At 39.1% G+C, this 24655-nt stretch carries 16 protein-coding genes, 12 tRNA genes, 3 rRNA genes, 1 pseudogene and 1 other annotated feature; of the genes and pseudogenes, 2 read left to right on the top strand and 30 right to left on the bottom strand.

The window, feature by feature from the left end; translation table 11 throughout:
• Positions 1 to 44 precede the first annotated feature (44 nt).
• The 3 genes from BP17_RS05890 to argR form a co-directional block, all read right to left on the bottom strand.
• Entirely contained in the window at positions 45 to 905 is an 861-nt protein-coding gene (locus tag BP17_RS05890; RefSeq protein ID WP_035052526.1) for an aldo/keto reductase, read from the bottom strand.
• Between the two features lie 61 nt (positions 906 to 966).
• The gene (locus tag BP17_RS05885; RefSeq protein WP_035052524.1) at positions 967 to 2493 is read right to left on the bottom strand and encodes a phosphohexomutase domain-containing protein; all 1527 of its coding nucleotides are present in this window, start codon (positions 2491 to 2493) and stop codon (positions 967 to 969) included.
• Between the two features lie 36 nt (positions 2494 to 2529).
• Entirely contained in the window at positions 2530 to 2985 is a 456-nt protein-coding gene (gene argR, locus BP17_RS05880; RefSeq protein WP_035052522.1) for an arginine repressor, read from the bottom strand.
• 173 nt (positions 2986 to 3158) lie between these two features.
• Positions 3159 to 3400, top strand: a binding site (T-box leader).
• Between the two features lie 92 nt (positions 3401 to 3492).
• Here argR and argS point away from each other — a divergent pair.
• The gene (argS, locus tag BP17_RS05875) at positions 3493 to 5187 is read left to right on the top strand and encodes an arginine--tRNA ligase (RefSeq protein WP_035052520.1); all 1695 of its coding nucleotides are present in this window, start codon (positions 3493 to 3495) and stop codon (positions 5185 to 5187) included.
• Between the two features lie 462 nt (positions 5188 to 5649).
• Here argS and BP17_RS05870 read toward each other — a convergent pair whose 3' ends face one another.
• The 4 genes from BP17_RS05870 to BP17_RS05855 form a co-directional block, all read right to left on the bottom strand.
• Positions 5650 to 6183, bottom strand: coding sequence for an acyl-CoA thioesterase (locus tag BP17_RS05870; RefSeq protein WP_035052519.1), 534 nt, complete (start codon positions 6181 to 6183; stop codon positions 5650 to 5652).
• On the bottom strand, positions 6180 to 7436 hold the full coding sequence (locus BP17_RS05865) for a thiolase family protein (protein WP_035052517.1): 1257 nt from the start codon (positions 7434 to 7436) through the stop codon (positions 6180 to 6182). Before BP17_RS05865 ends, BP17_RS05870 begins: the two co-directional genes overlap by 4 nt.
• A gap of 185 nt (positions 7437 to 7621) precedes the next feature.
• Positions 7622 to 8131: a tRNA (uridine(34)/cytosine(34)/5-carboxymethylaminomethyluridine(34)-2'-O)-methyltransferase TrmL gene (gene trmL / locus BP17_RS05860; RefSeq protein WP_035052515.1), complete on the bottom strand. Its 510-nt coding sequence runs from the start codon at positions 8129 to 8131 to the stop codon at positions 7622 to 7624.
• 489 nt (positions 8132 to 8620) lie between these two features.
• A complete protein-coding gene (locus BP17_RS05855) occupies positions 8621 to 9469 on the bottom strand; it encodes a methyltransferase domain-containing protein (RefSeq protein ID WP_035052514.1) in 849 nt (282 codons plus the stop codon).
• Positions 9470 to 9661: 192 nt separating this feature from the next.
• Between BP17_RS05855 and BP17_RS05850 the strand changes: the two are divergent.
• Positions 9662 to 10096: pseudogene (locus BP17_RS05850) on the top strand (DUF2188 domain-containing protein).
• Positions 10097 to 10158: 62 nt separating this feature from the next.
• Here the strand turns inward: BP17_RS05850 and BP17_RS05845 are convergent.
• The 23 genes from BP17_RS05845 to BP17_RS05740 form a co-directional block, all read right to left on the bottom strand.
• Positions 10159 to 10668 carry a YtxH domain-containing protein gene (locus BP17_RS05845; RefSeq protein WP_035052513.1) on the bottom strand — a complete coding sequence of 170 codons (510 nt, stop codon included), beginning with the start codon at positions 10666 to 10668 and terminating at the stop codon, positions 10159 to 10161.
• A gap of 145 nt (positions 10669 to 10813) precedes the next feature.
• Positions 10814 to 12073, bottom strand: coding sequence for a PLP-dependent aminotransferase family protein (locus BP17_RS05840; protein ID WP_035052512.1), 1260 nt, complete (start codon positions 12071 to 12073; stop codon positions 10814 to 10816).
• 103 nt (positions 12074 to 12176) lie between these two features.
• Positions 12177 to 12314 carry an OadG-related small transporter subunit gene (locus BP17_RS13365; protein ID WP_408605794.1) on the bottom strand — a complete coding sequence of 46 codons (138 nt, stop codon included), beginning with the start codon at positions 12312 to 12314 and terminating at the stop codon, positions 12177 to 12179.
• 26 nt (positions 12315 to 12340) lie between these two features.
• Positions 12341 to 13411 (bottom strand): sodium ion-translocating decarboxylase subunit beta, encoded by a 1071-nt coding sequence (locus BP17_RS05835; protein WP_051910555.1) that lies wholly within the window; start codon positions 13409 to 13411, stop codon positions 12341 to 12343.
• 98 nt (positions 13412 to 13509) lie between these two features.
• Entirely contained in the window at positions 13510 to 13881 is a 372-nt protein-coding gene (locus tag BP17_RS05830) for a biotin/lipoyl-containing protein (RefSeq protein WP_035052510.1), read from the bottom strand.
• 12 nt (positions 13882 to 13893) lie between these two features.
• Entirely contained in the window at positions 13894 to 14184 is a 291-nt protein-coding gene (locus BP17_RS05825) for a hypothetical protein (protein WP_035052509.1), read from the bottom strand.
• A gap of 9 nt (positions 14185 to 14193) precedes the next feature.
• On the bottom strand, positions 14194 to 15612 hold the full coding sequence (locus BP17_RS05820; RefSeq protein ID WP_035052507.1) for an oxaloacetate decarboxylase subunit alpha: 1419 nt from the start codon (positions 15610 to 15612) through the stop codon (positions 14194 to 14196).
• A gap of 74 nt (positions 15613 to 15686) precedes the next feature.
• On the bottom strand, positions 15687 to 17327 hold the full coding sequence (locus tag BP17_RS05815; RefSeq protein WP_035052505.1) for a phosphoenolpyruvate carboxykinase (ATP): 1641 nt from the start codon (positions 17325 to 17327) through the stop codon (positions 15687 to 15689).
• Positions 17328 to 17489: 162 nt separating this feature from the next.
• A tRNA-Leu gene (locus tag BP17_RS05810) sits at positions 17490 to 17573 on the bottom strand.
• A gap of 34 nt (positions 17574 to 17607) precedes the next feature.
• Positions 17608 to 17678 (bottom strand) — tRNA-Cys (locus BP17_RS05805).
• A 31-nt stretch (positions 17679 to 17709) separates the two neighbouring features.
• A tRNA-Gln gene (locus BP17_RS05800) sits at positions 17710 to 17781 on the bottom strand.
• A gap of 11 nt (positions 17782 to 17792) precedes the next feature.
• A tRNA-His gene (locus BP17_RS05795) sits at positions 17793 to 17865 on the bottom strand.
• Positions 17866 to 17901: 36 nt separating this feature from the next.
• Positions 17902 to 17975: transfer RNA gene (locus tag BP17_RS05790), tRNA-Trp, on the bottom strand.
• A 31-nt stretch (positions 17976 to 18006) separates the two neighbouring features.
• Positions 18007 to 18087 (bottom strand) — tRNA-Tyr (locus tag BP17_RS05785).
• A gap of 5 nt (positions 18088 to 18092) precedes the next feature.
• A tRNA-Phe gene (locus BP17_RS05780) sits at positions 18093 to 18168 on the bottom strand.
• A gap of 37 nt (positions 18169 to 18205) precedes the next feature.
• Positions 18206 to 18278, bottom strand: a tRNA-Asp gene (locus BP17_RS05775).
• A 12-nt stretch (positions 18279 to 18290) separates the two neighbouring features.
• Positions 18291 to 18363: transfer RNA gene (locus BP17_RS05770), tRNA-Val, on the bottom strand.
• A gap of 45 nt (positions 18364 to 18408) precedes the next feature.
• Positions 18409 to 18480, bottom strand: a tRNA-Glu gene (locus BP17_RS05765).
• A gap of 11 nt (positions 18481 to 18491) precedes the next feature.
• A tRNA-Ser gene (locus tag BP17_RS05760) sits at positions 18492 to 18580 on the bottom strand.
• 53 nt (positions 18581 to 18633) lie between these two features.
• A tRNA-Asn gene (locus BP17_RS05755) sits at positions 18634 to 18706 on the bottom strand.
• A 14-nt stretch (positions 18707 to 18720) separates the two neighbouring features.
• A 5S ribosomal RNA gene (rrf, locus tag BP17_RS05750) occupies positions 18721 to 18836 on the bottom strand.
• An 88-nt stretch (positions 18837 to 18924) separates the two neighbouring features.
• A 23S ribosomal RNA gene (locus BP17_RS05745) occupies positions 18925 to 21845 on the bottom strand.
• Between the two features lie 223 nt (positions 21846 to 22068).
• Positions 22069 to 23630 (bottom strand): 16S ribosomal RNA (locus tag BP17_RS05740).
• The 16S, 23S and 5S rRNA genes sit together here with 12 tRNA genes alongside, the layout of an rRNA operon.
• Between the last annotated feature and the right edge of the window lie 1025 nt (positions 23631 to 24655).

The following is a 24655-nucleotide window of genomic DNA, read 5'->3' as shown; positions in this document are numbered from 1 at the left end:
AAAGAGAGAAAAAGCATGAATTTGCTTTTTCTCTCTTTTTATTTTTATACGGGTCTAATTAACGTTTTTTGCAATCTTTCTTGATCATCCGGATCGCCACCGTATCTTGTTCCGGTTTCTAATGAATCAATTTGTTGAATTTCCTCATCTGTTAAAGAAAAGTTGAAAACACTGCTATTTTCTAAAATACGGTTTTCATGAGTTGATTTAGGAATAACCACTTCTCCTCTTTCTAGATGCCAACGAATAATGACTTGTGCAGGAGTTTTAAAGTATTTTTTTCCAATTTCAATTAATATTGGATGGTTCAACAACTCAGATTTACCTTGACCTAAAGGACCCCACGCTTCATGAATAATACCATTTTCTTTCATATATTCATGCAATTCATTTTGCGGAAATTCAGGATGAGTTTCAATTTGATTGATCATTGGCTGCATCAATCCTTGATTTTTAAGCTCCTCAAGATGATGGATCTGGAAATTTGAAACACCGATTGCTTTAATTTTTCCTTCTTCATATAATTCTACAATGGCTTTCCATGTTTCAACATATTTTGGAGTAGCCCAATGAATTAAATATAAATCTAGATAATCAGTTTCTAACAGATTTAAACTTTCTTGAAAGGCTGCTTTTGTTGGTTCATATCCTTCGTCGTAATTCCAAACTTTTGATGTAATAAAGACATCTTCTCTTTTAATTCCTGCTTCTTTTAGACCACGAGCTAAATATGCTTCATTTCCATAAATTTTAGCTGTATCAAAATGACGGTACCCTACTTCAACTGCATATTTAACCGCATTTACTAATTCAGCTTCATCTTTCATCAGAAATAATCCAAGACCTAATTTAGGTATCTTAACTCCATTATACAATTCAATACTTTCGACTAACGGTTTACCCATTTTCAAACACTTCCTTTAATTCATTTTGACACTTTTTAGTCTAAACTATTTGCTTTAGTTTTTACAAGCGAGACGAATCTAACTCGGTTTGATTGTAGAAAAAATCTTTAAGTTTTTCTCTTAATATTTTTATAGAACCTTCTTGGTCACTCTCAAGATTCAGAACAAGCAAAGGCTCATGCAAACTCATTCGCAGCAACATCCATCCTATACCATACTGTCCAGTGGTATTTACACGTACACCTTCTAGATTAGTCGGCTCAATGGATAGATCAGCTTCTTTTTCAATATATTTCTTGAATGATTCCATCACTTTCTCGCCCGTTGCTTGAACGTCCTCAGGCAAGATTTTAAAACGAACCTCGTCCGTTTCTACTGGTTGATTTAAAGAAGTGATCAAATCAGAAAAACTTTTCCCTTCTTTTCGCAGATCAGCGTCAGCAATAAGGATTTTTGCTACTAGGTAAGCTCCATCATCTAAGAAATAATTTTCTTCTAACGCTGCATGGCCACTTGTTTCGATGGCTAAACTAGTTGGAGTACCTTCTTTATTTAGTTGGATCGCACGATTGATCACATTTCGGTACCCAGTAATGTATCGATCTTGCTTACCTCCTAGAGAGGAGATAAATGTTTTCAAATGTTCAGAAGTTGCTGAACTCGTAACGATCGTTGTTCCTGGATTATCTTTGATCAAGATAGACGAAATAACACCAATCAAATTATTTCGATTCAGCGTATCTCCATTATTGTCTACTAACGCAGAGCGGTCTACATCGGTATCAAAAATAACGCCAATATCGGCTTTATTTCTTAAAACGGCTTCTTGAATGCTCTTCATTGCTTCTTTATTATCGGGATTTGGAATATGATTTGGGAAATTTCCATCTGGGTCTAAATATTGACTTCCTCTAGTATCCGCACCTAATGGAATCAATACCTTTTCAGCAAAAAAGCCTCCTGCACCATTACCTGCATCAACAACAATATGGCGACCTGTTAAGGGTTTTTCATATTGATCTTTGTCATTGATTCCGATCCGAATCTTATCGACTAAATCTTTTGCATATTCATTCAATAATGAACGAACGGTAACATTTCCTTGTTTATTTTCCCACGTGATTTTTTCTCGATCTGCGTGCTGTAGAATAAAATCAATATCTTCATGTTCTGCTCCACCGTCTTTTGTAAAAAACTTTAATCCATTGTACTCAAATGGCAAGTGACTCGCGGTTATCATAACTGCTCCATCACTTGCATAAGAATCATATATAGTGGACATAAACATAGCTGGAGTAGTCGAAAGACCCACATCTATCACATCTATTCCTGCATGAGTCAACCCTTTTGTAAAGACCTTTTTTATACGCTCAGCTGATAATCGGCTATCATGTCCTACAGAAACTTTCAGTGGCTTACTTTCATTTTGTATATCTAGCTGTTTTACTTCTTTTAACCAGATGGCAAACCCATAAGCAATTTTTTCTACCCGTTCATCTGTTAACGTTAGTTCATGCTCCGCTGTTTTGATAGCAATTCCACGAATATCCGACCCATTTTGTAATGAAGCTAAATTAAATTCAGACATATTAACAATATTCCCTCCTTCTTAACTCTTTAAGGTTTATGCTTCAATCCATTTTTTTAAGTAATCGTACATTTTTTTTGCCTCTTCTTCATCTTTTGAAATAATTAAACAAGTATCATTACCACCTACAGTACCAACCATTTCTGGAAAATCAATGGCATCTAACAACGCAGCCACAACATGAGCATTACCCGGTATCGTCATCAATACATTTGTAAACTGTACTTGCGTCAGTCGGATCACAACATTCCCTAATGTAGATTGTAGCTTTTCTTCATTAGACATTCGATTATTTTGGAATATCGTATACTTGACATTCCCGCTAGATGAAGTCGTTTTTACTAAATGCATCTCTTTAATATCTCTTGAAATGGTTGCTTGTGTAGCCTCAACCCCTTCTTGTTTGAGATAATGCAATAACTCTTCTTGTGTAGCAATATCATGATTTGTAATGATTTGTTTGATTGCTAATTGTCGGTTTGATTTTTTCATACTGCAAGGCCCCCTTTTAATTAAAAGATTCTTCTTTTTTATTATACCAAACAAATGATGTATACGCTTATATTTTGTGATATTTTTGCAAAATAGTGAATAAAAATTCTATTTTTTTAAAACAATGGCATTCTTTTAGGCAATTTGCTATAATGGATTAAAGTCACATTTATAGCTACTCTATGATGAAGAGAGTACTGATAGAAATCATTTTAAGCGAGTTGGGATGGTGTAAGCCGACAATGAAATTTTTCAGGAAACGTACTTCTGAGAGGACAAAGCTAGTTTGCTATACAGTTCAACTGCATAGATTACTCAGCTTATCCGGTTTTGTTTGCCGTTATCTAAAAACAAGTGGTTTTGTCAATTGACAAAGCAACAAGAGTGGTACCGCGGGGAAAACCTCGTCTCTTTTTTGATCAGCATAGAATCAAAAAATAGGCGTTTTTTTTATGTCTAAAATACTAATTTTTGAACGTAAAAGTCGTTCATGTAGGAGGAAAAAAAATGGATTACAAATTAATAGTTGCTCAAGCACTAAAAGAACAGATTGGTGAAGCTTTACCAATCGAAAAAATCGTCAGCTTATTGGAAAATCCAAAATCAGCTGAACATGGAGATATTGCTTTTCCTGCTTTCGCTTTAGCAAAAGCTTACCGTAAAGCTCCTCAACAAATTGCTACTGAATTAGGAGCATCAGTTACTTCTTCTCTTGTAGAGAAAATAGAGGTTGTGGGACCTTATCTCAACTTCTTTTTAAATAAAAAAGAAGTTAGTGCAGCTGTTTTAGCTGAAGTTTTAGAAAAAAGTGGCCATTATGGCGATGCTGAAATTGGTGAAAATAGAAACGTACCTATCGATATGTCCTCACCAAATATTGCAAAACCAATTTCAATGGGCCATTTGCGTTCAACAGTCATCGGAAATTCTTTAGCAAATATTTTAAAAAAAGTCGGTTTTAATCCAATTAAAATCAATCACCTTGGCGACTGGGGAACCCAATTCGGTAAACTGATCGTAGGCTATAAACTTTGGGGCAGCGAAGAAGCTGTTAAAAAAGATCCAATTGGCGAACTTTTAAACTTGTATGTTAGATTTCACAAAGAAGCTGAAGAAAAACCTGAATTAGATAATGATGCTCGTGAGTGGTTTAAAAAATTAGAAGACGGCGATCAAGAAGCTCAAGATCTTTGGAAATGGTTCCGAGAAGAATCTTTAAAAGAATTTAATTATATCTACGAGCGTTTAAATATCACTTTTGATTCTTTCAATGGTGAAGCATTTTATAATGATAAAATGCAAGAAGTAATTGATTTGCTTGAAGAAAAAAATGTGTTGACTGTAAATGATGGAGCTACTATTGTCGATTTAGAAAAATACAATCTAAATCCTGCATTGATCAAAAAATCTGATGGTGCTACTCTGTACATTACCCGTGACTTAGCAGCAGCGATCTACCGTAAACGGACATACGATTTTGCACTGTCTTTATATGCGGTCGGCAATGAACAAAGCCATCACTTCAAACAGTTAAAAGCTGTTTTAAAAGAAATGAATTACGATTGGGCAGATGACATGCAACACATTCCTTTTGGGTTGATCACACAAGGCGGTAAAAAATTATCTACTCGTCAAGGAAAAATTGTTCTACTTGAAGAAGTATTAGATGACGCCGTTGCTTCTGCACTTGAACAAATCGAAGAAAAGAATACCGATTTACCAAACAAGGAACTGATTGCTGACCAAGTTGGTATTGGCGCCGTTATCTTCCACGATTTGAAAAATGATCGGTTAAATAACTTTGACTTTACCATTGAAGAAGTTGTTCGTTTTGAAGGAGAAACAGGTCCTTACGTTCAATACACAAGAGCTCGTGCAATGAGTATCTTAAGAAAATCAGGTATAGCTGGCATCGATACGACTATCGCCTACTCTTTAGATGATGCTTATAGCTGGGATATTATTAAGTTGTTGCAAAGTTACCCAGATGATGTCAAACGTGCCTATGAAAAATTCGAGCCATCTGTGATTGCCAAACACGCGATTCATTTAGCTCAAGCGTTCAATAGATACTATGCAAATAGCAAAGTCCTTGTCGATGATGCTCAAAGACCAGCTCGTTTAGCATTGGTCCAAGCCGTTGCAACTATTTTGAAAGAAGATTTAAGATTATTAGGTGTTGAATCTCCAGATCAAATGTAATTTACTTGAAAAGCTTCAACAGATCAATAATCTGTTGAAGCTTTTTTTTTACTCTCTATTTAAATAAACAAAGAAAGAACGGCTCTAGGTCAAATAGTGTGGATGCTTCAGCTACGTACTGGCATGGATACACTTAGTCATAGCCTACAGTGCTTTCGTTTGATGGCCGATGACCATCCTGCGCTTATTCGTTCCAGTTACCTTAGCTCTTGTGGCTTTAGCCACTTTAGAGATAAGGTATGCGTTAGAAGATATCGTATCTGAACGCTTTTAGTCACACTCCACAACTCGTAATCGCTCTAAAGCACTAACGTTTTGTAATTCTCATAGAATTCAATACATAGCTACAAGCAATCCTATTCCGCCAGAAGTTTTGGGCAAGTAATTTAATTATCCATACCAAAAAATTATACAAAGAAGGAACGAGGCATTTGTGCCCTCGTTCCTTCTTTGTATTTGTTCTTAGTCTTCATCTTTCAAAGAACTGGTCAGCGTAATTTTGTAAGCAAATTGTTTATTAAATTCTCGCTTGGCGAAGCGATTCTTTTTGCGTTCTTCATACCCACCGCAGACGAATTTTTCTTCCTCAGTTTCAGGTTTGATCATTGGAACAACCGCCTTACTTTTGTCTTTATTGAATGCAACAAAAGTTAAAAAAGCTGTAACTGCTAGATATTGTTCACCAGTCAGTAGATCTTCTCCAATAACTTTACAAAATACTTCTACAGATGATTTTCCAACACCAGAAACATAGGTTTCAATCGTAATGGCATCATTTCGATTAATAGGATGCAAAAAGTCAACAGAGTCTGTTGAAGCGGTCACCGACCGTGTCCGAATATGTCTCGTTACAGCTATCGAAGCTGCTACATCTAACATACTCATGAGTTCCCCACCAAATAACGTTCCATGATTGTTCAATTGATTTGGAAAAATACTATGTGTCTGAATCACTAAGGATTCACGACAACTTTTTACCGGTCTTTTCTCATTCATTCTTTAACAGATCCATTCTCTAATAATAATGCGATTCCTTGACCGCCGCCAATGCAGGCTGATGCAATAGCATATTTTTTTTCAGGGTGGTTTTTAAATTCATAACAAATCGACGTAATGATACGTGCTCCAGACATTCCTAAAGGATGTCCCAATGCTATTGCCCCACCATTTGGATTTAATCGTTCATATAATTCAGAACCCGGATTAATGCCTAATTCCTTCATACAACCCAATGTTTGGGCTGCAAAAGCTTCATTGATTTCTAAAATATCTATCGCTTCAAGTGTTAATTCATTTTGGGCCAACACTTTATTGATTGCGTAAACAGGGCCTAAACCCATTACATTTGGGTCACACCCGGATACAGCAAAATCAACAATTTTAGCCATCGCATTTAGCCCACGCTCTTTTGCAACAGAAGACTTAGTGAATATTTCAAAAGCTGCCCCATCATTTAGCCCAGATGAGTTCCCAGCGGTGACCGTCCCTTTTCCATCTTTGCGAAAAACCGGTTTCAATCTGGCTAAATTCACCATGTCCATTCCAGGTCTAGGATGTTCATCAGCATCCACTATTGTTACGCTGCCTTTAAGACCCTTCACTTCAACTGGAACAATCTCTTGAGCAAATCGACCACTATCAATCGCTTGAGCCGCCTTGTTTTGACTATCCACTGCAAATGCGTCTTGTTCTTCTCGAGTGATCGTGTATCTTTCAGCTACTTTTTCTGCGGTATCCCCCATATGATGGATCTCAGGATAATCATTAGTCGGCTGAGTACTTACATGTAGGGCTAGATTTGCATCAATCACCGTAAAGTTGCCTGTTTTGAAACCTTCATATCTCGCTTCTAATGGCAAATAAAATTCTGAACGAGACAAGCTTTCAACCCCACCGGCTGCAATAAAATCCATATCCATCGTCATCAGTTCTTGAACAGCTGAAATAGCTGATTGAATCCCAGAACCGCACACGCGATTAATGGTCATTCCTGTAGACTCTTGTTTTAGACCTGCCTTTAACCCAATGACACGGCCAATATTACTTTCTTCTTGTGTTCCCATTGCTTGACCGGCAATCACTTCTGCTATATCTTCATTCATTAACCCAGCTCGTTTAATCGCTTCTTTTAACGCTACGGCTCCTAATTCACTTGAAGGAACCGTTTTTAATCCTCCTAAATAAGCCCCAATCGGTGTACGGGCTGCACCTACAATGACAATTGGATCATCAGTTTTTAATCTTGGCATAACTTAAATCGCTCCTTAACTTATATGGATACATACTTATTTATTATAATTCTTGTAAATAAGATTATCAATTCCCATTGGCTTGTTTAAGCAATATTATGAAAAGCTTTACTTTTAGAATAATAGCAGTGATTTATCCATAAAAAAACAAACTAGCTTTAACATAATGCTAGTTTGTCTTTAAATTAATCCAATTTATCACTTTCATAATGGTGCGTTAATTCCATTCCATTAAAATCTTGCTGGCGAAGAGCTTCATAAATTAAAATCGCCGCCGTATTTGATAAATTCAATGAACGAACATGTTCATCGTTCATTGGAATCCGCAAGCAATCTTCTTCATGCTCACGCATAAATTCTTCCGGCAAACCCGTTGTTTCTTTCCCAAAAAGAAAATAGTGATCTCTTTCACTTGCAGCATAGTCAACATCGCTATAATTACGATGACCAAATTTAGTAATCAAATGCAATTGCTCATTTTGTACAACTTCCATAAAAGCTGCTAGACTTTTATGATACGTAATATGAACTTGATTCCAATAATCTAATCCAGCTCGTTTTAAATGCTTATCATCAGTTTGGAATCCTAATGGTTCAATTAGATGCAAATGTGTATTGGTTGCTGCACACGTACGAGCTATATTTCCTGTATTTGCAGGGATTTGTGGTTCAAATAAAGCAATGTGATTTGTCATGTTAACTAAAATCCTCCTAAGATAATTCCAATAATGAATTATTTTTTCTCATTTTTTACTAGAGCTTCTTCTAAAGACGCAATTACCAGTTCATTTCTTCAAGCTGATTTTTTCTTTTAATGAACTTGATCTTTCAACCATAAGATTACTCTTTACATTTATTTTATCGCATTTTTACGTTAAAAACAAAAAAAATTTAGTATACGGTCACTTAATGACACAAATTAGTTTAGCCTTTAATTAAAAAAGAACGCAAAAAAACGTATTGCTTCGGTGTCCAGCACTGCGAAACAATACGTTAGTTAAGCCTATCACAATTCACTAACTTTTATCAAAATCTGATGGATTCCTGATAAAAACGAATGACGTTTAAGAACTTATAGGTAATATAACATCGCTGTGGCATAGTTGCAAGGGTATTAGCTAATGAACCTTCATGAAACCGTTACAAAACAAACCTAGAGTTCACAATTCGTTCACAAACTTATCTTATTTTTGTCCAATTAGCACACAAACATCAATTGTTATTTCTTGCAACGGATGCGTTAAAGCATACTCTTTAGATGCCGAACTAGCACCCCAACTTAATGGCGTCATTTTCATTAAATCTTCAAATAAAGTTGGCGTTAACTCAAATGAATACTTGACTCGTTTGATTTCTAATGTCGGAAAATGCTCTTTAAACTTCGTGATCACTACTTCATTTGAGTAAGTTTGTTTTTCTTCTTGATCACGGTAAAATAATTTCCTCAATTCAATTAAATAATCTTTCTCGGGAACGACTTTGATTACTTGGCCGCCTTTTTTTAATAATCGATCGAACTCTTTGTAATTCGAAGGCGAAAAAATATTTAAAATTGTATCATACTGCTCTGAAGCAAAAGGAGACTGTGCTAAATCAGCTACACACCAGAACGCATTTGAAAAATGAGTGGCTGCTAATTGAATGGCATCCTTTGAAATATCAAAACCAATTTTTTGGCCATTCAAACCTAGTGTTGTTAAATAATCAAGTTGAGAACCCTCTCCACATCCAACATCTAACGTATGGCCATTCTCTTTTTTTGCAATACTTTTATACAGTTCATCTAATAAAGGATGGAATAAACCAGCCGTTGCAATATTGAATCTTGAAGACAACATCTCTTTATCGTATTCATTTTTAGTTCCTTTTAACAGAAAATAAAGCGTACCCTTTTTTGAAATATCAAAAAGATGGCCATTCGTACAACTTAAACTATTGCCTTCAATTTGATCGAATACCTCTTTACAAATAGGACATTGAAACAATTCTCTATTTTCTTTTAGAAACAATGCAGCTTTTTCTATTTTTCTCATATGCAACCTTCTTTCATTCAACCTAATTCCAAATCATATATAGTGTTTCCTAACCCGTCTATCAATATACCATTATTAATCGATTATTTCATAGTTTCTATCACAATGTTGACTACAATCCTTTTAATTGTTTTATTAATCTAACAATGCTATAACATAATTAAACTAGAATCTGAGAGGATGTTGAGCGTTATGCCTTGGGATGTCAATGATTATCCTAATTCATTAAAAAACTGCGACCCGCTTTTACGAAAAAAAACGATTGAAATCGCGAATGCTCTTCTAGCCAATGGATATGATGAAAATCGTGCCATTCCAATTGCTATTTCACAAGCTAAAGAGTGGATGGCAGCTGCTTCTAAAGAAGAAAAAGAAACCTTTGATAAGGAAAGAAATCCTAAAAAATCTGATCAGCATGATACTTCAAGTTCAAATCCAAAATTATTAGATAATGCAGTTGAAGTTTTTTAGGAAGAAAATCACTGGGTCGTAAAAACAAAAGAAGCTAAACGAACTAGCGATACATTTGATAAAAAAACCGAGGCAGTAGATCGTGCAACTGAAATTGCTGCTAATAAAGAGTCGAAAGTTATTATTTATAAAAAGGACGGATCACGACAAAATTAAAACAAGGTATTTACAATGATGATTTCATTGTAAATACCTTGTTTTTTTGGAATAACAGATACTTAGAAAGTATCTACTGCTTTATTTTCAGCCTTTGTTTCATCGATTTCCATTTTAGCTTCATCAATAACCGCTAATGAAATATCTTTCGCTTCTGAAGTTGTTTGACTTACTTGTTCTTTTAAACTTGTAGCTGTGTATTTCACTTCAGTTGCAGCATCAATTAAGTTAGCCTTTAAATTTTCTTTACTGCCTGGCACACCATCTTTAACATCTTTTAAGTCGGATTTTAAAATTTGAGAATCCATTTTGATTTGTTCTGCCAATTGTTTTGAAACTAACTGTACATCCGTTTTCAAACCTATTGCAGCATCGGTTGCAATGGCTTTAAAATCTCCACCACGTTCTTTTGCGATAGACAGATACTCGCTAGATGATTCTTTCATGATCTCCGCTCTATCTTTCAACTCTCTTTGGTATTCTTCTCCAGACTTAGGTGCATACAATAAAGCTGCCACATAAGCTGCTGCTCCTCCAATTACTGCTCCAAATAAAAATGTTCCTTTTGACATCTGTTCATCTTCCTTTCTGTAATAAGTGCTAGAATTGACAATGGTATATGAAAGTCTATTTTAGTACTATTCTTAATGCTGCTTTTGTTGCTATTCTTAGTTTACACTTTATCGATCCATACTAACAAAAGTTATCCCTCAAATGTTATAAAGATACTCGTTTTTGTACACTAACGTAGTCAATACATAAACAAAGAGCATCCATGGCTATAGCCAAATCAGGTAATGAAACCGAAGTCGGCGCTAAGCGTATACTGTTGTCCATTGGGTTATCACCATGTGGATAGGTGGCACCTGCTTCTGTTACAGCAACACCTATTTTAGCTAATGCCTCAACGACCGCAGTTGCATACCCGTTTTCTGTCGTCAAATGAATAAAATAGCCGCCTTTTGGCTCTGTCCATTTCAAACTCTTTTTATCAACAAAATAATGTGATAGTTTCTCATTGATCAACTCAAATTTCGGCTTCAAAATAGCTGCATGTTTTTCCATATGTTGAGCAATATGGTTTTTATCTTTTAAAAACTTCACATGTCGCATCTGATTGATTTTATCGAACCCGATTGTTTGGTAAGAAAGTTCTTTTGCTACTAAAGCAATATTTTTTTTACTTGCTCCTAAAGCAGCTACTCCCGCACCTGGAAATGTGATTTTTGAGGTTGAACAAAACATCCAAGCTCGATCAGGATTTCCAGCCGCTTTACAAGCGGTCAATAAATTTTTAGCCGCATGCTTATCTTTAGTCAAATGATGAACAAGATAGGCGTTATCCCAAAGAATCATGAAATTATCAGCTTTTGTTTCCATACTAGCCAATTGATCGACCACTTCATCTGAATACGTTATACCGGTTGGATTGCTATAAGTCGGCACACACCAGATTCCTTTTATAGTTGAATCATTTGCGACTAATTGTTTTACTTCAGCCATATTAGGACCATTCTCGGTAAGTTCAATCGGAATCATTTCAATTCCTAGGTTCTCAGTCATCGCAAAGTGGCGATCATACCCTGGACTTGGACATAGAAATTTAACGGGCTCGTTAAAGGAGCGGCCTGCTTTTTTGGTAAATAATTTTGAAGTGATGACCAAGTGCATCAAACTCAAACTCGAGTTTCCTCCAATCAAGATTTCATCCATTTCTGTTTCTAACAGTTCTGAAAATAGTTTCTTAGCTTCGTGAATCCCAGTCAATTCGCCATAATTACGGATATCGATCGTACCTTGGCTTAAAAAATCGTTTGGTGAAGAAAGCAAGCCAAGCATCGGTCCAGACAACTGTAATTGCTCTTTACTCGGTATCCCTCTTTTTATATTTAAGTTTAAAGGATGTGCCGCATAATTATCGTATATTCTTTTTAACTGCTGATACTGATTCTGCAGCTCTTCTACTGTTTGTGTCATTTCCTTAACTCCTTTCGCTTATACTCTTCTCAAAAAAGTATAGCGAAGAACAATTAAGAAAGCAAAACAAACTTGTTGATTTCCCTTTTTGCTACTACAGTAACTAACCTTTTTCCGAAAACCATTTAACCAGACCCGTACAAGCTAAGAAAAGAATACCTAACACAATAAAAATACCCAACATACCATATCCCATTAGTTCCAGACCTTGCTGTAAAGCTTTATAATCAATATCAAACATCTTTTCACCACTTTCTTTTTCATGAATCAAGCAAAATACCCAAGTAATAATCCGCCGGCGATCACTGAAGCGATTTGACCAGAAACATTTGCCCCAGCAGCATGCATCAAGACAAAGTTTTCTTTATCTTCTTCTTGAGCCATTTTTTGGATCACTCGAGCAGACATTGGAAATGCAGAAATACCCGCACCACCAATCATAGGATTGATTTTTTCTTTACGGAAAAGATTAATGAATTTTGCAAATAATACTCCACCAACCGTATCCATAATAAAAGCAATCAAGCCAAATCCGATGATCAATAACGTATCTATAGTCAAAAATAATTCAGCAGTCATTTTTACAGAAATGGTCAGACCTAATAAGATACTGATAATATTGACTAGTTCATTTTGAGCGGTATGGCTTAACCGATCTAAGACACCACATTCTCTCAATAGATTACCAAACATTAAAAATCCGACTAATGGTAAAGAAACAGGTGCTACAAATCCGGCAACCATAATGACGATGATTGGGAAAAAAATGCGAACTCTTTTTGAAATCGTCGTTGCTGTGTACTGCATGCGAATCAATCGTTCTTTTTTTGTCGTTACAGCTCGAATAGCCATGGGTTGGATAATTGGGACCAACGCCATATAGGAATACGCGGCTACAGTAATAGGCCCCAATAAATGCGGAGCTAGTTGCAATGCTACAAAAATAGACGTTGGCCCATCTGCAGCACCTATAATACCGATTGAAGCTGCTTCTAAAATATCAAATCCAAAAATCACCGCAACCAATATAGTAAAAAAAATACCAAATTGAGCAGAAGCTCCATATAACAAAAGGATTGGATTTTGCAGTAACGGTCCGAAATCGATCATCGCACCGATCCCAATAAAAATCAGCAGTGGGAATAGTTCTGTTGCAATACCAAAATCAAATAAAACATTGAGGATTCCTTCTTGCTCTTGGTTATTGACCACTTGACTGACTAGACCAGATTGAGGGAAATTCACCAATAATGTTCCAAGACCCATAGGAACCAGTAAGGTCGGCTCATATTTTTTCTTGATACCCAAATAGATTAAACTTCCGCCAATGACCATCATGATAACTTGTCCAAGTGAAATCGATAATAGGCCAGTAAAAAAAGTACTCAAAAAATCTCCTCCCTCACCCTGGATCTAGCACGATCATAAAAGAAACGTTACCTTGGCATAATAACCATTAAAGACTCACCGGCTTCGACCGCTTGACTGTTTTGTACATTTACCTTAAGAACAACCCCACTAACTGGAGACACAATGTCATTTTCCATTTTCATTGCTTCTAATAAACACATCGTTTCTCCAGCCACTACAGTTTGATTTTCTTTTACCTTTACAGATAGTATTCTTCCTGGCATAGGAGCCGTGATCATTACTCCTTCTTGAGGAATTGCTTCGGATTGTTCCGCACGCACGCTTCCTCTATCCTTTTTTTCATTGATTCGAGAGGGTTCTTGGCTAATTTCACCTTCTATTTCCTTTACTGAAACTTGATAGATTTTACCATTAACGGTTATCTCATAGTTTTTCATCAGCACACACCCTTACCGAATTCGCTCAATTTTTGTTATTTGATAGCTTTTATCTTGCTGATCCTCATTAGCTAAAATCAGCGCCATCAAAACGGCGACCATTTTTGTCTCATCCTCTTCATCGATTGCTGAAGAATCTTGTTTCGCCTGAACAAGCACATCAGTTTTTCTATTCATTTTAGCAAATTTCGAGCCAACTATGACCAGTTGACGAATCAATTGCCAGCTCATGAGTACTAAAAAAACAACTAATAGTCCAACAACAGCAATCACCACTATATCCAAATAAGAAAAACGGTCCATTTAGTCACCTCATTTTATATAGCCAGAAATTCTTATTATTTGTTCACTATTCAACTCATTTTTTTTTAACTTTGCATCTGGAATTGCGTATTTTTTCAGTAAAAATTCTTTCCCAATTTGCGGAAATAGAGCATAAGTCAACACATCTTCATCCGTTTTCGCTAAAACACCTAATTCTTCTTTCAAGCGTTCAAATTCTGGTTGGATATGATCAGCCGGCCGATCCGTAATAACTGGATCGTTATAAATAATTTGTTTTCTGAACTCATCACTGATAGGCATTGGTGGACGACCATATGAACCGTGTAAATAGTCTTTGATTTCATTTGGGACCATTTTGTAACGTTCCCCGGATAATACATTAAAGACGGCTTGTGTCCCGACCATTTGACTCATAGGCGTTACCAATGGTGGGAAACCTAAATCTTTTCGAACTTGAGGGACTTCTTTCAAAACTGCTTCGTATTTATCAGTTGCATCAGCTTGCTTCAATTGCGAATATAAATTCGACAACATCCCACCAGGAACTTGATACAAAAGAGCTTTTGGATCAACACCCAACATCTTTGGATCCAGCAACTGATTAGCCAAATAGTTATCTCGAATTGGTTTAAAGTAATCCGCTATCTCTTCTAACAGCTGAAGATCAAGTTTTGTTGTGATCTTCCCTTCATTTAACGCAATGGCCATCGATTCAGTCGGCGGTTGACTCGTTCCTTCCGAAAATGGCGAAATGGCTGTATCAATTATGTCCACCCCTGCTTCTACAGCTAATAAATACGTCATTTGTGAGACGCCGCTTGTAGCATGTGTATGCAGACTAAGTGGAACGGTTAAAACTTTTTTTAGCGATCCAACAAGTTCCTTTGCAACATATGGTGTAAGAATGCCGGCCATATCCTTTATACAAATAGAGTCAGCACCCATTTTTTCTAATTCCCTAGCAAGCTTGATATAATAATCTATGGTATGAACTTCACTTATTGTATAACAAATAGTCAGTTGAGCATGCTTGCCGTATTTTTTGACTGCTTTTAAAGAAGCCTCCAAATTTCTAGGGTCATTCAGTGCGTCAAAAATCCTAAAGATATCTATTCCATTTTCACTCGCCTTTTGAACGAATTTGTCTACGATATCATCTGCATAATGACGATACCCAAGAAGATTTTGCCCTCTTAACAGCATTTGTAATTTTGTATGCGGTGCACGCTCTTTAATAGCTCTTAAACGTTCCCAGGGATCTTCATTTAGAAAACGGATGGCTGCGTCAAATGTAGCTCCTCCCCAACATTCTAGTGAGTAGTATCCGACTTGAGCCATTTTTCCGATAATAGGCAACATTTCTTGTGTGGACATCCTTGTCGCCATCAAGCTTTGATGAGCATCTCTAAGAACAGTTTCCGTTATTTCAACTTGACGTTCTTCCATCTCCTCATACTCCTCTCTAGTGAATGAAAAGGGTCATTTGAAGCGACCAACCTTGATGTCATTTAGTACAGCTTTTAGTCAATCAGAGCTTTCATTGCTTCTAAAGCTTCATCTGGTAAAACATTCATTTCATTTTTTTCTTTTTGTTCTTGAATATAAGCAACACGCTTTTGCAAACGCTCTTGAACCAGTTGACGATACTCATGATTGTTAAAATCTGGCTCATAGCCATCTATTACGAGATAACTCAGCTCATTGATTACTCCAAATGTTTCGAACACAGCTGTATCCTCAACAATTGATTCAATACTGCCTAATGTAACTGCAGGAGTAACCTTCTTATCTAAAAAGTAACCTGTATTTAAAATATAACAATCGATATTTTGATCCGTAAATAATGTCTTGAAATGATTGTAATCTTCAATAAGCGGATAAATACGGAAAGGATTTGCATAAGGCTCGATCACCAATTTGTTTACATCGATTCCTTTTTTTAATTGCTCGGCTGTTGAGCGTTTCGTAGCCAATGTAGCCCCAAATGTTGCAGCAAGAACTGGGTCAGTTACCTTGATTACAGGAGGCAAGCTATCATCTTTCATGATCCAATAGATAGCATTGATTGGTTCATTGAATTTATCTACACGATTTGAAGTAGAATAACGTGATTTGACCGTTCTTCCATTTCCATTTCGTAAGTCTTCTGTCAAAAGGACTTTATCTCCATTTTCATCTAACGTGACCGCGACATTTTGTACCGTTACAAAATAATCAACTTCAGGATGATCTGAAGGATAATCTTGTGTTTTATCAAAATAGGATGGTTCCAATGCAATAGAAGAACCATTCGCTAGTGAAATGATAAACGCATCATCATGTAAAACTTCAACAGCATATTTATTTCCATGTTTAGCGTGGGTCAATGTTGATTTCCCTGAACCTGATAAGCCAAAAAAGGCTGATACATAATTTTTCCCATTAGATAAGGTAAATTTCTTTTGACCACCATGACAAGCAACATATTCCAATCTATGAGCTATCCCCCAAGCCATTGTTAAGGTTGCTTTCTTTAATTCACCAAAATAATTCATTCCTAAAATAACAGCTGCATTGTGATTTGAATCAAAATAAGCCAGTCCCATAGGGTAATCTGGATGATGCCATTCTGGATCTTGATAAATAAAAATATCGCCTTCATTTATTGCTCTAGATTGAACATATAATTCATCATAAACTTCATTACAAATTTGGAAATTCAATAACCATGAATAGATATTATTTTCTTGACCAACAGGTACGCTCAAGTGGGCCTTCACCATGAATTCGGGATCTAATCCAACATAAGCAGTTCCTTTATACCGCAATTTTTTTTCGCCTTGATGAATAGCTTCACGAATAATTGGTGCCAGTTTAGCATCTTCTTCAGGATTTTCTCCCAAGATACGTTTTGCCGCTGCTGTTCTCCCGACTACTGCTCCACCGTTCTCAACTAATACCCTTGCTCCAAAGGGTAACTCGAGTTTTTCTGGATATTTGACTAATAAATCTGTTACAATAGTATGCATTGAATCCTTAGCCAATAAGTACGCTTCTTCGATCGTCTTTACCTCTTTATTATTGTTTCCGTACATCGCCGTTTCTACAACTGAGCGTAAGGACGAAAATACGGGATTATCTTTTCTGATTTCTGCTTTTGAAAAAGTTGACTTTGTTGACATTATATCTCCTCCTATTTTCTAAAAAAATTAATTCAATTAATTTTCACGAATATAAAAGCGCTCTCATTTAACTAAAAAAACATTAGATATTAATATCTTTATCATAACAGATTCAATAAAAAAAAGCCCCTAAAAACAGTTTTGTTTTTAGGGGCTTTAATATACCGGCGGCCGGAATCGAACCGGCACGCCCTCGCGGGCACAGGATTTTGAGTCCAGCGCGTCTACCAGTTCCGCCACGCCGGCATATGGACTACTTTTTTTCATCTTTTCAAAAATAAGGCGGTAACCGGATTTGAACCGGTGATGAAGGTTTTGCAGACCTCTGCCTTACCACTTGGCTATACCGCCATCTTTTTAGTTGAATAGCTATTCAATTAAACTGGGCTAGCTGGATTCGAACCAACGCATGAGGGAGTCAAAGTCCCTTGCCTTACCGCTTGGCTATAGCCCATTAAAAAAAAAGGCGACTGATGGGGTTCGAACCCACGCATGCCGGAACCACAATCCGGTGTGTTAACCACTTCACCACAATCGCCATGGTAATTATTTGTTATTGGTCTTACTTTAAAAATGGCAGGGGTAGTAGGAATTGAACCCACACTGATGGTGTTGGAGACCATAGTTCTACCTTTAAACTATACCCCTATCTTAATAGAAGGTCTTACATAAAAAACAATGGAGGGGGACAGATTCGAACTGTCGAACCCGAAGGAGCGGATTTACAGTCCGCCGCGTTTAGCCACTTCGCTACCCCTCCATAAATGGTGGCCTGGGACAGAATCGAACTGCCGACACCTTGAGCTTCAATCAAGTGCTCTACCAACTGAGCTACCAGGCCTTTATAGAAATGGTTTTTAGTTTAATTATTCTACCAACGGTCTCGACGGGAATCGAACCCGCGATCTTCTGCGTGACAGGCAGACATGTTAACCCCTACACCACGAGACCTTTTTAAACTAATGGAGGTTGACGGGCTCGAACCGCCGACCCTCTGCTTGTAAGGCAGATGCTCTCCCAACTGAGCTAAACCTCCAAGTGAGACCGTGCTTTTACTCTAACCCAGTAACGTCGTTACTGATGACCCGTACGGGAATCGAACCCGTGATACCGCCGTGAAAGGGCGGTGTCTTAACCGCTTGACCAACGGGTCATTATTTTAAACGGAGAGTAAGGGATTCGAACCCTTGAGACAGTGTTCACCGCCTACATGATTTCCAATCATGCTCCTTCGGCCACTCGGACAACTCTCCAGATGGGGTTCACTAACTGATCTCTCTTTTGTTTTCATAGATCGACTATGGAACTCCGCAAGTAGGACTCGAACCTACGACATCATGATTAACAGTCATGCGCTCTACCAGCTGAGCTATTGCGGAATAAAATTGAATCTGCGTGGCAACGTCCTACTCTCACAAAGGGAAACCCTTCACTACCATCGGCGCTAAGAAGCTTAACTTCTGTGTTCGGCATGGGAACAGGTGTGACCTTCTTGCCATCATCACCACACAATTTCAATCAGAGAACATTGTTCTCTCAAAACTGGATAAGGTAAAAATCGTTTTTGTTCTGAATCCGTCGTACACCGGTTATTTCTTTGGTTAAGTCCTCGACCGATTAGTATTGGTCCGCTCCATATATCGCTATACTTCCACTTCCAACCTATCAACCTGATCATCTCTCAGGGGTCTTACTCACTTACGTGATGGGAAATCTCATCTTGAGGGGGGCTTCACGCTTAGATGCTTTCAGCGTTTATCCCGTCCACACATAGCTACCCAGCAATGCCCTTGGCAGAACAACTGGTACACCAGAGGTGTGTCCATCCCGGTCCTCTCGTACTAAGGACAGCTCCTCTCAAATTTCCTACGCCCGCGACGGATAGGGACCGAACTGTCTCACGACGTTCTGAACCCAGCTCGCGTACCGCTTTAATGGGCGAACAGCCCAACCCTTGGGACCGACTACAGCCCCAGGATGCGATGAGCCGACATCGAGGTGCCAAACCTCCCCGTCGATGTGGACTCTTGGGGGAGATAAGCCTGTTATCCCCAGGGTAGCTTTTATCCGTTGAGCGATGGCCCTTCCATACGGAACCACCGGATCACTAAGCCCGACTTTCGTCCCTGCTCGACTTGTAGGTCTCGCAGTCAAGCTCCCTTATGCCTTTACACTCTGCGAATGATTTCCAACCATTCTGAGGGAACCTTTGGGCGCCTCCGTTACACTTTAGGAGGCGACCGCCCCAGTCAAACTGCCCGTCAGACACTGTCTCCCAGCCCGATAAGGGCTGTGGGTTAGAGTGGTCATACAGCAAGGGTAGTATCCCACCAACGCCTCCACCAAGACTGGCGTCCTGGCTTCATTGGCTCCTACCTATCCTGTACAAGCTGTACAAACACTCAATATCAAACTGCAGTAAAGCTCCATGGGGTCTTTCCGTCCTGTCGCGGGTAACCTGCATCTTCACAGGTACTATAATTTCACCGAGTCTCTCGTTGAGACAGTGCCCAGATCGTTACGCCTTTCGTGCGGGTCGGAACTTACCCGACAAGGAATTTCGCTACCTTAGGACCGTTATAGTTACGGCCGCCGTTTACTGGGGCTTCAATTCTGAGCTTCGCCCGAGAGCTAACCCTTCCTCTTAACCTTCCAGCACCGGGCAGGCGTCAGCCCCTATACGTCATCTTACGATTTTGCAGAGACCTGTGTTTTTGATAAACAGTCGCCTGGGCCTATTCACTGCGGCTGACCAATTGGTCAGCACCCCTTCTCCCGAAGTTACGGGGTCATTTTGCCGAGTTCCTTAACGAGAGTTCTCTCGCACACCTTAGGATTCTCTCCTCGACTACCTGTGTCGGTTTGCGGTACGGGCAGTTTGTTTCTAACTAGAAGCTTTTCTTGACAGTGTGACATCGGGAACTTCGGTACTTAATTTCCCTCCCCATCACAACTTGTTCTTAAAGAAGCAAGCATTTGACTCACTTCAAAACTTGTTGCTTGGACGTGCATATCCAACAGCACGTATTCCTTAGCCTACTGTGTCCCTCCATTGTTCAAACAAAACAAACTGGTACAGGAATCTCAACCTGTTGTCCATCGTCTACGCCATTCGGCCTCGACTTAGGTCCCGACTAACCCTGGGAGGACGAGCCTTCCCCAGGAAACCTTAGTCATTCGGTGGACGGGATTCTCACCCGTCTTTCGCTACTCATACCGGCATTCTCACTTCTAAGCGCTCCACTAGTCCTCACGATCTAGCTTCAACGCCCTTAGAACGCTCTCCTACCATAGAACCAATGGTTCTATCCACAGCTTCGGTGTTATGTTTAGCCCCGGTAAATTTTCGGCGCAGGGTCACTCGACTAGTGAGCTATTACGCACTCTTTAAATGATGGCTGCTTCTGAGCCAACATCCTAGTTGTCTAAGCAACTCCACATCCTTTTCCACTTAACATAAACTTTGGGACCTTAGCTGGTGGTCTGGGCTGTTTCCCTTTCGACTACGGATCTTATCACTCGCAGTCTGACTCCCGGATATAAATCAATGGCATTCGGAGTTTATCTGAATTCGGTAACCCTAGAAGGGCCCCTAGTCCAAACAGTTGCTCTACCTCCATGATTCTAATTCCGAGGCTAGCCCTAAAGCTATTTCGGAGAGAACCAGCTATCTCCAAGTTCGATTGGAATTTCTCCGCTACCCACACCTCATCCCCGCATTTTTCAACATACGTGGGTTCGGTCCTCCAGTGCGTATTACCGCACCTTCAACCTGGACATGGGTAGATCACTTGGTTTCGGGTCTACGACCACATACTCATTCGCCCTATTCAGACTCGCTTTCGCTACGGCTCCGTCTCATCAACTTAACCTCGCATGTGATCGTAACTCGCCGGTTCATTCTACAAAAGGCACGCTATCACCCATTAACGGGCTTTAACTATTTGTAGGCACACGGTTTCAGGGGCTATTTCACTCCTCTTCCGAGGTTCTTTTCACCTTTCCCTCACGGTACTGGTTCACTATCGGTCACTAGGGAGTATTTAGCCTTGGGAGATGGTCCTCCCGGATTCCGACGGAATTTCTCGTGTTCCGCCGTACTCAGGATACTGATCAGAGTGAAATTGGTTTCGGTTACAGGGCTTTTACCTTCTTCGGCAGACCTTTCCAGGTCGCTTCTCCTACCAACTTCATTTATGACTCTATATGTTCAGTCCTACAACCCCAGAAAGCAAGCTTTCTGGTTTGGGCTATTCCCGTTTCGCTCGCCGCTACTCAGGGAATCGATTTTTCTTTCTCTTCCTGCAGGTACTTAGATGTTTCAGTTCTCTGCGTCTACCTCTACTGACCTATGTATTCAGTCAGCAGTAACATCCTATCAAAGATGCTGGGTTCCCCCATTCGGAAATCTTTGGATCAAAGCTCACTTACAGCTCCCCAAAGCATATCGGCGTTAGTCCCGTCCTTCATCGGCTCCTAGTGCCAAGGCATTCACCGTGCGCCCTTATTAACTTAACCTATGGTTAATCGTTAATGTTTAATACTCATCTTTCGATGAGAACCTTAAAAAACTTATTTTTTTAAACTTTTCGGTGTGTTTCTGGTTTCTTACTTAATTACGATTTTTAACTTTATCCAGTTTTCAAAGAACAATTTTTACATTCAAGCGTTTGAGAAGATTAGACCTCTCAAAACTAAACAAAGTAAAGACGAATGTGTGGGTTTCCGTTATATTCCTTAGAAAGGAGGTGATCCAGCCGCACCTTCCGATACGGCTACCTTGTTACGACTTCACCCCAATTATCTGTCCCACCTTAGGCGGCTGGCTCCCAAAAGGGTTACCTCACCGACTTCGGGTGTTACAAACTCTCGTGGTGTGACGGGCGGTGTGTACAAGACCCGGGAACGTATTCACCGCGGCGTGCTGATCCGCGATTACTAGCGATTCCGGCTTCATGCAGGCGAGTTGCAGCCTGCAATCCGAACTGAGAATGGCTTTAAGAGATTAGCTTGGCCTCGCGACCTTGCGACTCGTTGTACCATCCATTGTAGCACGTGTGTAGCCCAGGTCATAAGGGGCATGATGATTTGACGTCATCCCCACCTTCCTCCGGTTTATCACCGGCAGTCTCACTAGAGTGCCCAACTGAATGCTGGCAACTAATAATAGGGGTTGCGCTCGTTGCGGGACTTAACCCAACATCTCACGACACGAGCTGACGACAACCATGCACCACCTGTCACTTTGTCCCCGAAGGGAAAGCCCTATCTCTAGGGTGGTCAAAGGATGTCAAGACCTGGTAAGGTTCTTCGCGTTGCTTCGAATTAAACCACATGCTCCACCGCTTGTGCGGGTCCCCGTCAATTCCTTTGAGTTTCAACCTTGCGGTCGTACTCCCCAGGCGGAGTGCTTAATGCGTTAGCTGCAGCACTGAAGGGCGGAAACCCTCCAACACTTAGCACTCATCGTTTACGGCGTGGACTACCAGGGTATCTAATCCTGTTTGCTCCCCACGCTTTCGAGCCTCAGCGTCAGTTACAGACCAGAGAGTCGCCTTCGCCACTGGTGTTCCTCCACATATCTACGCATTTCACCGCTACACGTGGAATTCCACTCTCCTCTTCTGCACTCAAGTTCCCCAGTTTCCAATGACCTTCCCCGGTTGAGCCGGGGGCTTTCACATCAGACTTAAAGAACCGCCTGCGCTCGCTTTACGCCCAATAAATCCGGACAACGCTTGCCACCTACGTATTACCGCGGCTGCTGGCACGTAGTTAGCCGTGGCTTTCTGGTTAGATACCGTCAGGGGATGAGCAGTTACTCTCATCCTTGTTCTTCTCTAACAACAGAGTTTTACGATCCGAAAACCTTCTTCACTCACGCGGCATTGCTCCGTCAGACTTTCGTCCATTGCGGAAGATTCCCTACTGCTGCCTCCCGTAGGAGTCTGGGCCGTGTCTCAGTCCCAGTGTGGCCGATCACCCTCTCAGGTCGGCTACGTATCATCGCCTTGGTGAGCCATTACCTCACCAACTAGCTAATACGCCGCGGGTCCATCCATAAGCGGTAGCCGAAGCCACCTTTCTTCTATTCGTCATGTGACGTTTAGAAATATGCGGTATTAGCATCCGTTTCCGAATGTTATCCCCCTCTTATGGGCAGGTTACCCACGTGTTACTCACCCGTCCGCCACTCCTTGACTTCGGTGGGTGCAAGCACCCGGTGAAATCAAAGCGTTCGACTTGCATGTATTAGGCATGCCGCCAGCGTTCGTCCTGAGCCAGGATCAAACTCTCATATAAAAAGATGTTTGAAGCTCATTATTGAATTGCTAGCGAATAATTATTCACTAATTTTGTTACTGTTGACTTAGCACTGCTAAGTCACCCTCACATTTTGTTCGTCTTACTTTGTTTAGTTTTCAAAGGTCTAAAGTGTGTCACAACAGCTCGTTGCAACTTCTATATAATAACAAGTTATCTTTTAATTGTCAATAACTTTTTTATAAAAGATATTTTCTATAGAATTTTTATTCATTATTTCTGTAAATTGCTTGTTCTAGCAACTCCTGTTACTTTACATGCTTTACACAAAATTGTCAACTATTTTACAATCGAATTATCTAAAAAAATACGATTAGACTAAAAAAAAGATTCATCCCCTTTTTAGCTCTTCTTTCTTCTCATTAAATTTTATGAGAAATGACCTGAAATTCACTTATCTGTGCTTATGCTTTTTTAATTTAATGGAGCTTATGTAGACTGTATTTTAGTACAACATATTTCACCTATATTTTACAGATACTTATTGCACCCTTATAATCACTACACCATTTCCCTAATTTATTTTTGTTCAATGATAGCCAATATTGGGGTATTACTATTTTCTGAATTTATTCAAACAATTTATTTGAATATCTTATCTAGCAGTAAATTTATTCGTACTTAATAAACGTAATTGAAAAAGATAACCAAGATTAGCAAACCCATTTAATCGTATAATTTTATTAGGTACCACTTTCATTGAAAAAAATATACTACAAGCATTCCATTAGATCAAGATGTTTATCAAGAAGTGAACTTGTTTGTAGCCGCATTAAATCCTTATAGTAATAAAAATTTAATTAGCGCTCCAGCGACGAGCCATTTTTTGATTCCTAAAAATTCAGACAATATCCTTATAAGCCAATTCGTCACTCTAAAAATTATGTCATATAAATATTTTAAAATACCTATCCACTGTGACAAATTCAATATAATCAATATCTGGAAATTAGTCAAAAAAGGTTTTATAGTATTCTCGATATTTGTAACCTTAGTGTTTGACA

The organism is Carnobacterium pleistocenium FTR1 (assembly GCF_000744285.1).
Taxonomy (GTDB): Bacteria; Bacillota; Bacilli; order Lactobacillales; family Carnobacteriaceae; genus Carnobacterium_B; species Carnobacterium_B pleistocenium.
The sequence above is the reverse complement of the archived record's forward strand: the minus strand, read 5'-3'. Positions and strand labels throughout refer to the sequence as shown.

Bases quoted from the DNA above. Each gene is read 5' to 3' on its own strand.
- BP17_RS05830 (WP_035052510.1), bottom strand. From the start codon at position 13,881: ATGAAAAACTATGAGATAACCGTTAATGGTAAAATCTATCAAGTTTCA.
- BP17_RS05890 (WP_035052526.1), bottom strand. From the start codon at position 905: ATGGGTAAACCGTTAGTCGAAAGTATTGAATTGTATAATGGAGTTAAG.
- BP17_RS13365 (WP_408605794.1), bottom strand. From the start codon at position 12,314: ATGTTTGATATTGATTATAAAGCTTTACAGCAAGGTCTGGAACTAATG.
- BP17_RS05820 (WP_035052507.1), bottom strand. From the start codon at position 15,612: ATGGAAGAACGTCAAGTTGAAATAACGGAAACTGTTCTTAGAGATGCT.
- BP17_RS05855 (WP_035052514.1), bottom strand. From the start codon at position 9,469: ATGAGAAAAATAGAAAAAGCTGCATTGTTTCTAAAAGAAAATAGAGAA.
- BP17_RS05845 (WP_035052513.1), bottom strand. From the start codon at position 10,668: ATGTCAAAAGGAACATTTTTATTTGGAGCAGTAATTGGAGGAGCAGCA.
- BP17_RS05885 (WP_035052524.1), bottom strand. From the start codon at position 2,493: ATGTCTGAATTTAATTTAGCTTCATTACAAAATGGGTCGGATATTCGT.
- BP17_RS05840 (WP_035052512.1), bottom strand. From the start codon at position 12,073: ATGACACAAACAGTAGAAGAGCTGCAGAATCAGTATCAGCAGTTAAAA.
- BP17_RS05865 (WP_035052517.1), bottom strand. From the start codon at position 7,436: ATGCCAAGATTAAAAACTGATGATCCAATTGTCATTGTAGGTGCAGCC.
- argS (WP_035052520.1), top strand. From the start codon at position 3,493: ATGGATTACAAATTAATAGTTGCTCAAGCACTAAAAGAACAGATTGGT.
- BP17_RS05815 (WP_035052505.1), bottom strand. From the start codon at position 17,327: ATGTCAACAAAGTCAACTTTTTCAAAAGCAGAAATCAGAAAAGATAAT.
- BP17_RS05870 (WP_035052519.1), bottom strand. From the start codon at position 6,183: ATGAATGAGAAAAGACCGGTAAAAAGTTGTCGTGAATCCTTAGTGATT.
- argR (WP_035052522.1), bottom strand. From the start codon at position 2,985: ATGAAAAAATCAAACCGACAATTAGCAATCAAACAAATCATTACAAAT.
- BP17_RS05825 (WP_035052509.1), bottom strand. From the start codon at position 14,184: ATGGACCGTTTTTCTTATTTGGATATAGTGGTGATTGCTGTTGTTGGA.
- BP17_RS05835 (WP_051910555.1), bottom strand. From the start codon at position 13,411: ATGATGGTCATTGGCGGAAGTTTAATCTATTTGGGTATCAAGAAAAAA.
- trmL (WP_035052515.1), bottom strand. From the start codon at position 8,131: ATGACAAATCACATTGCTTTATTTGAACCACAAATCCCTGCAAATACA.